The organism is Bacteroides sp. D55t1_190419_B8, from assembly GCF_015558905.1.
GTDB lineage: Bacteria > Bacteroidota > Bacteroidia > Bacteroidales > Bacteroidaceae > Bacteroides > Bacteroides vicugnae.
This window is the reverse complement of the sequence record NZ_JADMOU010000014.1, coordinates 125,840-131,842: the sequence shown is the minus strand read 5'-3', so window position 1 is coordinate 131,842 and position 6,003 is coordinate 125,840. Positions and strand designations below refer to the sequence as shown.

10 protein-coding genes are annotated in these 6,003 nt (G+C 49.6%); 9 read left to right on the top strand and 1 reads right to left on the bottom strand.

Features of this window, described 5'->3' with window-relative positions; genetic code table 11:
- From I2I13_RS13870 to I2I13_RS13830, 9 genes are all read left to right on the top strand, one after another.
- Positions 1-1,950, top strand: a 1,950-nt coding sequence (locus I2I13_RS13870; protein ID WP_195649722.1) for a kinase, incomplete at its 5' end; no start/stop codon positions are given.
- Between the two features lie 35 nt (positions 1,951-1,985).
- On the top strand, positions 1,986-2,855 hold the full coding sequence (locus I2I13_RS13865) for an ATP-binding protein (protein ID WP_008667103.1): 870 nt from the start codon (positions 1,986-1,988) through the stop codon (positions 2,853-2,855).
- Positions 2,852-3,250, top strand: a complete 399-nt coding sequence (locus I2I13_RS13860) for a hypothetical protein (protein WP_130061773.1) — start codon at positions 2,852-2,854, stop codon at positions 3,248-3,250. Before I2I13_RS13865 ends, I2I13_RS13860 begins: the two co-directional genes overlap by 4 nt.
- 2 nt (positions 3,251-3,252) lie before the next feature.
- On the top strand, positions 3,253-3,930 hold the full coding sequence (locus I2I13_RS13855) for a hypothetical protein (protein WP_195620984.1): 678 nt from the start codon (positions 3,253-3,255) through the stop codon (positions 3,928-3,930).
- Complete coding sequence (locus I2I13_RS13850; protein WP_195620986.1) at positions 3,927-4,163, top strand: hypothetical protein; 237 nt, start codon at positions 3,927-3,929, stop codon at positions 4,161-4,163. The genes I2I13_RS13855 and I2I13_RS13850 overlap by 4 nt, the downstream gene beginning before the upstream one ends.
- Positions 4,164-4,168: 5 nt before the next feature.
- Positions 4,169-4,447 carry a hypothetical protein gene (locus tag I2I13_RS13845; protein ID WP_195620987.1) on the top strand — a complete coding sequence of 93 codons (279 nt, stop codon included), beginning with the start codon at positions 4,169-4,171 and terminating at the stop codon, positions 4,445-4,447.
- Between the two features lie 30 nt (positions 4,448-4,477).
- A complete protein-coding gene (locus I2I13_RS13840) occupies positions 4,478-4,780 on the top strand; it encodes a hypothetical protein (RefSeq protein WP_130061776.1) in 303 nt (100 codons plus the stop codon).
- A gap of 20 nt (positions 4,781-4,800) precedes the next feature.
- Positions 4,801-5,313, top strand: a complete 513-nt coding sequence (locus tag I2I13_RS13835; RefSeq protein WP_195620988.1) for a hypothetical protein — start codon at positions 4,801-4,803, stop codon at positions 5,311-5,313.
- Between the two features lie 19 nt (positions 5,314-5,332).
- Complete coding sequence (locus I2I13_RS13830) at positions 5,333-5,632, top strand: hypothetical protein (protein ID WP_008667113.1); 300 nt, start codon at positions 5,333-5,335, stop codon at positions 5,630-5,632.
- Here the strand turns inward: I2I13_RS13830 and I2I13_RS13825 are convergent.
- On the bottom strand, positions 5,613-5,873 hold the full coding sequence (locus I2I13_RS13825) for a hypothetical protein (RefSeq protein WP_008667114.1): 261 nt from the start codon (positions 5,871-5,873) through the stop codon (positions 5,613-5,615). The two genes, I2I13_RS13830 and I2I13_RS13825, sit on opposite strands and share 20 nt — an antisense overlap.
- Positions 5,874-6,003: the final 130 nt, after the last annotated feature.

Sequence of the window (6,003 nt, the reverse complement as noted above, 5' to 3'; positions counted from 1 at the left end):
GAAAAACTGGATGTCGTTTCCCGTGGCGGTGGTGAAAATAATCCGGCTCTGTATGCCTATTCCTCCCTTCCCGAGAAGTATAAACGACGTTGGGTTCTTCTCAAAGGAGAACCTGAACAGCAAATGAGACAGGAAATGATTCGTAACATAGTGAAGAAAGACGAGAAGGCCGAGAGCTTTTTTGAGGAGTACCGCTACGACAAGAACGGTGAGATGGTCGCTCTTCCCGTGGATGTGAAGAAGGAATACACCTGGAATGCCTCGGTACTGAACGCGCTGATGGAAGAGTTCAAGCGCTTGAGTTCATCCAATAACAAGCTGACCGGTTTCCGCCGTAATCTTTGGGAGCTTCTGCTTGTCACGAGTGAGGAATGGCGTCCGGTGTACGGGCATAGTCTTCCGGGCAGTGTGGGCCGGTTGAAAGCCCTGATAAACAAGTTCCGTCCCGACAACTACGGTGTGCTTGTGAGCGGTAAATACGGCAACAGCAACACGCTGAAGATCGAGGAGGACGGTGGACGTTACCTTGTTGCATTGAAACGTAGCCGCGTTCCGGTTTATACTGATATGGAGATCTTCGAGGAGTACAACCGTGTCGCTCCAGAACGTGGTTGGAAACCCCTGAAGAGTCCCCGCAGTCTCCGCGAATGGTTCAACAGCCCGCGTGTCGAACCACTGTGGTACGATGCCGTTTATGGGGAAATGAAGGCGCACCAGCGTTATGACCGTAAACACCGGACAATCCTTCCGAGCCGTCGTGACAGCCTCTGGTATGGTGACGGTACGAAGTTGAACCTCTACTATCGTGATGAGAACGGAAATAAGTGCACTACAAGCGTGTACGAGGTGGTGGATGCCTATAGTGAAGTTCTGCTCGGTTATTACATTAGCGACAATGAGGACTATATCGCCCAGTACCATGCTTTCCGCATGGCTATCCAAACGAGCCGGCACAAACCTTACGAGATCGTGTGCGACAACCAGGGCGGTCATAAGAAAAACGCGGCGTTGGGCCTTTTCTCGAAGATCAGCCGTATCCACCGCCCGACAGCCCCGTATAACGGCGAGTCCAAAACGATTGAGAACATTTTCTACCGCTTCCAGAGCCAGGTGTTGAAAAAACGTTTCAGTTTCACCGGGCAGAATATTACGGCAAAGAGAGAGACAAGCCGTCCGAACCTGGAATTCATCAACGCGAACATCGATTCCCTTCCTACACTGGAGGAGCTGAAGGAGCAGTATGCCGCTGCCCGTGAGCTGTGGAACTCAATGAAGCATCCGGCCACCGGCATCTCCCGTATGGAAATGTACAATACCAGCGTGAACGAGGCTACTGATACGGTAAGTGTGCCGGATATGGTGGAAATGTTCTGGTACACAACCGAAAAACCTTCTCTGTTCACCGCCAGCGGTATCGAGATCACGGTACAGGGAAAGAAATACCCCTACGAGGTTTTCTCCGCTCCCGGTGAGCCTGATTTAGAATGGCGCCGGCGTAACACCTACAAGAAGTTCTATGTCCAGTACGATCCTTATGACATGAGCAGCGTGCGCCTGCTGTACAAGGATAAGGGCGGAGCAATGCGTTTCGAGTGTGTAGCTTCGTTTCCGCTGATGATCCACCGTGCCCAGCAGGAGCAGACGGAAGACGAGAAACGTTTCATTCGCACCCAGCAGGAGGCCGTCATCAATGAGCGTATAAACCGTCAGGTTGTCGCCAAGGATATCGAGTATGAGCATGGTGTCGCACCGGAACAGAACGGTTTGCGTACTCCTGACCTGAAAGGACTCGGCAAGGAGGCGCAACGCCAGATTGACCGCCGCACAAGAAAATACAGCCAGCCGCCCCGTCCTTCCATAGGTCGTGACATGAAAGTCATTAGCAACGTGACATGGGACAGCTTTGAGAAGAAGGAAGTGAGCATCCGTAAGGTGGTCGGAAAATTATAAGGAACAGATTTATAACAAGATAAAAATTATTTATTATGGAAATTACAATGAAAGAGAAAGACGCCATCAGTGAGAGCCTCCGGGCTTACGTGGCGAAGTATCCGAGCCAGACGAAAGCCGCGGGTAGTCTGAAGGGAGTCAGTGTGGGTACTGTGAGCAATATCTTGAACGGCCGTTATGAGAATATCAGCGACGAGATGTTCCGTAATGTCGCTTCGCAGGTCGGTGGTGTAAGCGCTACCGGTTGGCAGATTGTGGAGACTGGTGCTTACCAGGAGATCACGGCTGTGCTTTCCGATGCGCAGCGTTGGCGTAACGTCACCTGGGTGACTGGCGAGGCCGGTTGTGGTAAGAGTACCACCGCCCGTGTTTACCTCCAGGAGCATAAGGAGGTTTTCTATATCCTCTGCTCCGAGGACATGAAGAAAGGTGACTTCGTTCGTGAGATTGCCCGCACGGTCGGAATCCGGACTGAAGGGTATAATATCCGTGAGGTATGGGGACTTATTTTGGATGACATCATCCAGATGGACGCGCCCCTGCTGGTGTTCGATGAGGCGGACAAGCTGACCGAACCGGTGTTCCACTACTTTATCAGCCTGTACAATAAGCTGGAGGAGAAATGCGGTGTTGTGTTCTTGAGTACTGATTATATTGCCAAACGCATCAGTAACGGCCTGCGCTACCAGAAGCCTGGTTACAAGGAGTTCTACAGCCGTATAGGTCGGAAATTCTATGAACTGGAACCCACGGATGTGAATGACGTGTTCGCGATCTGTTCCGCCAATGGGGTGACCGACAAGAGGGATATCGACAATGTGATAAAGGAGGCTTCGACATGTGACTTTGATTTGCGCCGTGTGAGGAAGTCCATTCACAAGGTAAAACGCATGACGGGTGAATGATTCCCGTTCAAATACCGTTCAAACGTAATTTAAAGGATATGGAAAACAAATTTGAATACCTGAGAATAGACGGCCGTGACCAGCTTCCCGCTCCCTGGAGTGATTATCCCGTTCTGACGGAATACGAGACTGTGACCGTTTACCGTAATGGACGCGACTATCTGGATGCCCTTGTGGGGCAGCAGGACGGCTGGTGGACCTCCGGCGTTCACATGGAGGTGGACGGTTCCGGCGGCGGTTTCAACCCGGGGCGCAAATGGGGACAGTTTGCCACCCGTGAGAATGCCCTTCTGTGGGCACTCGGCAGGATGCTCTGCCATGAGAAGCTGCGGGGTGCTGCACGGCAGGCCGTGCTTGACCGAATTGACAATATCCGACAACTAAGACTGTTCTGACTATGGAAGAAGAGAAAAAGGATAATAAAAAGGCCGGCATGAAGCGTGCCTTGAATGTCAGGGACATCTTGAACAAGAAGTACGACGTGTTCCCTTTCGAGGGGAAATGGAAGGATGCCTTCGACACTCCGGAAGTCCGGGGCTGCTGGTTCGTGTGGGGCAATAGCGGCAACGGAAAGACCTCCTTTGTGATGCAGCTCTGCAAGGAACTTTGCAAGTATGACCGTGTGGCGTTCAACTCCCTGGAGGAAGGAACTTCTTTGACAGTCCAGAATAACCTGCGGCGCTTTGGTATGGCCGAGGTAAGCCGCCATTTGGCGTTCATCAAGGAGGACATTCCCACCTTGAAGATCAGGCTCCGGCGTCATAAAAGTTTCAACATCGTGATTATTGACAGCTTCCAATACACACAGATGACGTATCGTGACTATATCCAGCTGAAGGAGGAGTTTCCGGACAAGCTGTTTGTTTTCATCAGCCATGCCCGCGGCAAGAATCCTAAAGGTGATGCGGCCACGAGTGTGATGTATGATGCAGACCTGAAGATATGGGTGGAGGGCTACGTCGCCTTCAGTAAAGGACGTTATCAGGGGGCCACAGGTGAATACACGATTTGGGAGAAGGGTGCCTATGACTATTGGAATGTGGCGGGGCCGAAACAGAAAGGGGGCCAAGCATGAGTAGGGTAAAGAAACAACTGGATATCTGTCCACCCACCTATATGGGTAAGGGCATGAACCGTGAGAACTTTGTCAGTACCGGCCATAAGTGTGGTTACTGCAAGGGTAACGGCTGGTTCTGGGGAACGGAGGAAGGCAGCCGCGAGGATGTGCGGAAACCTTGTCCGGTCTGTGAAGGCAGCGGTGAGCTGGATGCGATAATAACAGTGGATTGGAAACCAACAAATAAATAATCATCATGGGAAAGAAGAAAACAATAGAGAATTGTGTGGGTACAGTTACTGTTTCCACTAGGATTCAGAACGGTGCCGTAACGACCACTTACCAGTTCAAGGCTGGTTTTGCCGCCCATGGCTGGACTGATAAAAGGGCTAAGGACGTTGTCCGGCAAATGAAGTCCGGTGTGAAAAATATGATTTTCGCGGATAAAGAACATTTCGGTATCACTGATACGTCCAAAGTGACATTTTACGGTGGTGTCAAGGTTCTTGAGTGCGATTATATTATTGAAAAATAACATATTATCAACCATTAAAATTTTACTAAAATGATTACAGAAAAACAGAAAGAGGCAGTAATGGAACTCTGCCGGTATGTGGAGAACTTTTGTAAGGAGAACGACCTGAGCGCTTTTATGAGCGTTGCGGCCAGTGAGGAGCATCCGGACGGGCTTGAGCAGGTTGCGGGTTCAATCGTGACTGGCAAGGGTGACCATGTTGTGGGTTCCATATCTGGAACCGTCAAAACTGACAAACGTGTCTGCATGTTGCTGTCCATGGCGCTGATGCAGGCCCAGGTGAGAAAGGCGGATATCAATGTTATCCCGTTTTGGCGGGAAAATTTGAATTGATGAATGTAGCATAAACAGCCATGAGTGAGAATAACAACAAACAGAAACGTAAACGTGTCTGTCCGCATTGCGGCCGCAAGTTGTGGATGCGTGAATTTTATCCGCTGAAGAACGGGGGCCGGAATTCCTGGTGTCATGAATGTGTGCTGGAATACAAACGGGAGCGGTACCGTAAGACCCGGAAGGTTCCCGATGGTACTTTCATGCACCGGACCCAGGGGCGGATCGTGGAGCATAACGGCTACTCGACGCGTATCTTCTGGAACGGCAATATGCTTTCCATCATGCGTCGCCACTATCACAATACCCTCAACCGGGAGCTGGCTGAAATGCTCGGTGTTTCCGAACGCAGTGTCACCCGGAAAGCCCGAGAGATGGGACTGGAAAAGGACAAAGGTTTTGTAGCCTCCCTTAGCCGGGAACATCTGTTGCTGGCAAACGCGAGAAGTAAGGAACTGGGATATCCGGGCGGCTTCACCAAGGGGATGAAGTTTCGGGGAAACCAATACACCGGAAGGATAAGAGTTGAATAACCTGTAACACTTCAATATTATGAGCAATATATTCAAGAAATTCGAAGGTCTGAAGGTCCGTGTGCAAATCGTGAACGGTTTCGGTCTTCCGGTTGACCGCCAAGGTTACGTGGAGGTTGAGGAGAACTGGGCTTATCTTTACGAGAAAGGACAGAAAGGAAACAGATACATTATGGCGATCAACACCAACAGGAACAGTGTGGTGTCGGTTGAAGTGATTCACCAGAAACGGAATGTGGATAGCCGAACCTCTGGTGAATCAGAAGGAAAGTTCCAAAATGATACCTACCAAAAAGGTGTCATTTCTCTGGGAAAATGACATTCAGATTGAATTGCGCTACATAGCCGCAGTTTTGGCAATATCCGACAATGACAGGGATAAAATTGATGCCATTATCAGCTTTTAATTGCATCCCTTCCCGTTGGAACGATAAAATTTGAGACTCACCTTTACCGAAAATAAAGTTTGTTCTTTGTTTGCACATGGGACATTCGTACGGTGAACATTTCTTGTTGATCTCGGCCAAAATGGCATTAGCATTTTCTTCTGTAAATTTCATAATTGTAAAATTTAAAAGTGACAGACAAAAATAATGAATCAGGGTACGTTCTCCGGCATAATTGTAAAAGTTTTAAGTGACGTTTTAACTTCTTTTTGGAGGCGTGCCCTTTTTAAAGGGATAATTTAAA

Coding starts and splice junctions, on each gene's coding strand:
- I2I13_RS13845 (WP_195620987.1), top strand. CDS start 4,169: ATGGGAAAGAAGAAAACAATAGAGAATTGTGTGGGTACAGTTACTGTT.
- I2I13_RS13840 (WP_130061776.1), top strand. CDS start 4,478: ATGATTACAGAAAAACAGAAAGAGGCAGTAATGGAACTCTGCCGGTAT.
- I2I13_RS13860 (WP_130061773.1), top strand. CDS start 2,852: ATGATTCCCGTTCAAATACCGTTCAAACGTAATTTAAAGGATATGGAA.
- I2I13_RS13825 (WP_008667114.1), bottom strand. CDS start 5,873: ATGAAATTTACAGAAGAAAATGCTAATGCCATTTTGGCCGAGATCAAC.
- I2I13_RS13865 (WP_008667103.1), top strand. CDS start 1,986: ATGGAAATTACAATGAAAGAGAAAGACGCCATCAGTGAGAGCCTCCGG.
- I2I13_RS13855 (WP_195620984.1), top strand. CDS start 3,253: ATGGAAGAAGAGAAAAAGGATAATAAAAAGGCCGGCATGAAGCGTGCC.
- I2I13_RS13835 (WP_195620988.1), top strand. CDS start 4,801: ATGAGTGAGAATAACAACAAACAGAAACGTAAACGTGTCTGTCCGCAT.
- I2I13_RS13850 (WP_195620986.1), top strand. CDS start 3,927: ATGAGTAGGGTAAAGAAACAACTGGATATCTGTCCACCCACCTATATG.
- I2I13_RS13830 (WP_008667113.1), top strand. CDS start 5,333: ATGAGCAATATATTCAAGAAATTCGAAGGTCTGAAGGTCCGTGTGCAA.